Raw genomic sequence first — 2,896 nt, 5'->3', positions numbered from 1 at the left:
GCTTCTGATCCATCGCGGCCTTGCCGCACTTGATCGCTCTGAAGCTCTCAGCGCCGAGCAAGGACCATATGCTTTGCAGGCGGCGATCGCTGCCTGCCACATCCGAGCCCGTACACCGGAAGAGACTGATTGGATGCGCATCGTCACTCTGTATGGTGCGTTGTCCCGAACCGCGCCATCACCCGTGGTGGACTTGAATCGTGCTGTCGCACTTGGAATGGCCTTTGGTCCAGAGGTTGGTCTCGGCCTGGTCAATGCGCTTGCCGGTGAGCCTTCTCTGAGTAGATATCATCTTTTTTCGAGTGTTCGGGGAGATCTTCTGAGCAGATTGGGCCGCCACAAAGAGGCCTGCGTGGAATTCGAGTCCGCTGCGACTCTCACCCGCAACACTCGCGAGCGGGAACTACTCTTGGAGCGGGCTCGCATATGCGCACAAAAACTCCAATTCGGCAATGACGCGGTAACGAAATAAAGGCATTCTCCGCTCCTAGAGAGCTAGTTTCAATCAAAAATCCGAGGCTGTCGATTTCGCCGTCCTTCATTCGAGGCTTCGTTATGCCAATGCTGCTAAGGCGCTTTCAATTGCTTCTTCCAGTTCGTTATTCTCTTTCGGGGTTTTGACCGCTGCGCGGAAGTGCCCCTCGGGTAAGCCTTCGTAGTCGGCGCAGGAGCGTAGTACGACTCCGTGTTCGGTAATCATGTGCTGCCAAAATCTAAGAGGGTCGATCCCAGGCGGAACTCGAAAGAGGAGGAAGTTTGCTGCCGCTGGGTAAATGGTAAGTGGCAGAAGCCTCAGGTTGCGTTCGAGCGCTGGGTACATAGTCGATGAACGCCTCGTCGAGCAGGATATAAATGTTTTTCTTGGCGGCTGCCTCGATGAGCTTTGGGAGAAATTTGGGGTGCTGGCAAATACCTGATGGGTTTTGAGGATTCGCCATGAGGATGGCGTCGCAGCTTTGATCGAGCATATTGTCTATGTCGTATTCGAAAGACGTCTCAGCGCCCGCAACTTCTATTGCAATCTCGACGCCCGCACGTTCGAGCGTTTTCCTGTATTCCACAAACGCAGGTACAACAAGCAAGCAACGATGGATTGGAAGGGCGCGCAGAACGGCTTCCAGAAGTGGTACGAAGCCATTCGCTACGATGATGTTATGGGGTGAAACTTGCGAATATTTCGCGATGGCATTCTTGAGCTCAATCGAGTCCAAGTCTGGATATGCCGTGATGGTCTCGATCTCTTCGAGGCTCGCTCGTAAAGCGGATAAGACTGCTACTGGCGGGCCGTCTGGATTGATATTTGCGCTGAAGTCGACAAGGCGAGATACGGGGATGCCAAACTTGTTCGAAATAAACCTGAGCTGACCTCCATGACGAGGGTAACTCTCTGAATTAGACATTTGACTTGTCTCTCCCAGGCGTTCGAAGTGCAGTGATGAATATCCCCAAGCCAAGGCCGATGACAGTTGCAACTGATATGAGCCGCATGGCCTGTGCTGCTTTTTGTGAATCAGGAGAGGAGAACTCACCACCAATGCGTTGCCCCCGAATCACTTCGCCCGAATAAGTGTTATCGCCGCCGAGTGCGACATGTAGTGCTCCGGCCATGGCGCTTTCAGGTTGGCCCGCATTTGGACTCTTGTGTTTTGCCCCATCGCGTTGCCAGATGCTCCATGCTGAGAGCGCATCCGAACCTTTCACGAAAGGCGTCGCGCCAACAATGCTAAGGGCGCAGAATCTTGAGGGGAGGAAGTTTGCAACGTCGTCGAATCGCGCCGCAAACTTACCGAAGAAGAAGTAGCGGTCATCGGAATGACCGATCATTGAGTCGAGCGTGTTGATGGCTTTGTAGGCCATAGCCAGCGGCACACCTCCGACGGCCATGTAAAACAGCGGTGCAATAATCCCATCCGATGCGCTCTCTGCAACCGTTTCAATGACGGCGCGGCTGATCTCCTCCGCGCTCAGATGTTCGGTGTCGCGGCCGACGATTCTGGATAGCCGCATGCGTGCGAGTGGGAGGTCGTCTGCATCGAGCGCTCGCGTTACTGCTTTCGCCTCTTGCTCGAGATTGCGCGCGGCAAGGCAGGTCCAGCCCAGAAGTAATTCCACAGCGTTGCCCAGTCGTCTTGAACGTCGACGGGCTATGCGAGGAAGGGCGGCGGCAATCCAGTAAGTCGATCCAACGACGGCCAAAGTAAGCGCCGCACCGGTGACAAGCTTGGAACCTGCTGATTGCTTGGGATAGCGCAGCTTTGCCTCTCCGTAGGAGATAGAAGAGCCGATTATCCTGACGGGATGTGGCAACCACTCGGGGTCTCCGGCAAGCTGGTCAGCCAGATAAGTTAGGGCGAGGAGGATCGGGCGATTCAACGATCCTCCTTTGCCTGCAGCTCTTCGTTGCAGGTGATGCCGGCAAACGCAAAGATTGTCTTCAAATCAACAGCACTTCGCACTGTGGTTGCCAGACGATCAAGGGATTGCTCACGCCGCTGCCTCCAGTCTTCGAGCCTTTCCGGCGCAGCGAGGTGACAGAACTGCCGGGCCGCGATGAGAAATGAATGGCGGAAGCTATCGGTGTCAAAGATACCGTGGAGATAGGTTCCAAATGCATTCCCTCCGTCTGCGATGCAGCCATCTAGAAAAGTGCCGTTCCACCCGTCGGCCGATATACGAGCAAATGGAGAAGCCCCTTCGAGATATTCCGTTTCGCCGAGATGAACCTCATAACCGCGCACATCCGTGGAAGAGAGCGGTTGGCCAAAAAGAGAGGGGGCAAGCAGATGACCGCAGCTGATACGAGTCATTTTGTCAGGCCGCATACTGGTGCGAATTGCGAGGAGCCCGAGGCCGTTGACCGTCGACGAGCTTTCCATCCGTCGACGAGCTTTCCATC

Annotated in this window: 2 protein-coding genes and 2 pseudogenes; 1 reads left to right on the top strand and 3 read right to left on the bottom strand. The window is 55.0% G+C overall.

All coding sequences use genetic code 11. The features are described from left to right. A pseudogene (locus AB4043_RS23580) lies at window positions 1-472 on the top strand (RNA polymerase subunit sigma-24); the annotation flags it as partial. 241 nt (window positions 473-713) lie between these two features. Here AB4043_RS23580 and AB4043_RS23575 read toward each other — a convergent pair. From AB4043_RS23575 to AB4043_RS23565, 3 genes and pseudogenes are all read right to left on the bottom strand, one after another. Then, complete coding sequence (locus AB4043_RS23575) at window positions 714-1,400, bottom strand: aminotransferase class I/II-fold pyridoxal phosphate-dependent enzyme (RefSeq protein WP_442308267.1); 687 nt, start codon at window positions 1,398-1,400, stop codon at window positions 714-716. Continuing rightward, window positions 1,393-2,373 (bottom strand): adenosylcobinamide-phosphate synthase CbiB, encoded by a 981-nt coding sequence (cbiB, locus tag AB4043_RS23570; protein WP_442298919.1) that lies wholly within the window; start codon window positions 2,371-2,373, stop codon window positions 1,393-1,395. Before cbiB ends, AB4043_RS23575 begins: the two co-directional genes overlap by 8 nt. Next, a pseudogene (locus tag AB4043_RS23565) lies at window positions 2,370-2,896 on the bottom strand (cobyric acid synthase); the annotation flags it as partial. The pseudogene AB4043_RS23565 and the gene cbiB, both read right to left, overlap by 4 nt.

The organism is Terriglobus sp. YAF25 (genome assembly GCF_052113305.1).
Taxonomy (GTDB): Bacteria; Acidobacteriota; Terriglobia; order Terriglobales; family Acidobacteriaceae; genus Terriglobus.
This window is presented reverse-complemented; position numbering and strand designations above follow the sequence as displayed.

Coding starts and splice junctions, on each gene's coding strand:
- AB4043_RS23575 (WP_442308267.1), bottom strand. CDS start 1,400: ATGTCTAATTCAGAGAGTTACCCTCGTCATGGAGGTCAGCTCAGGTTT.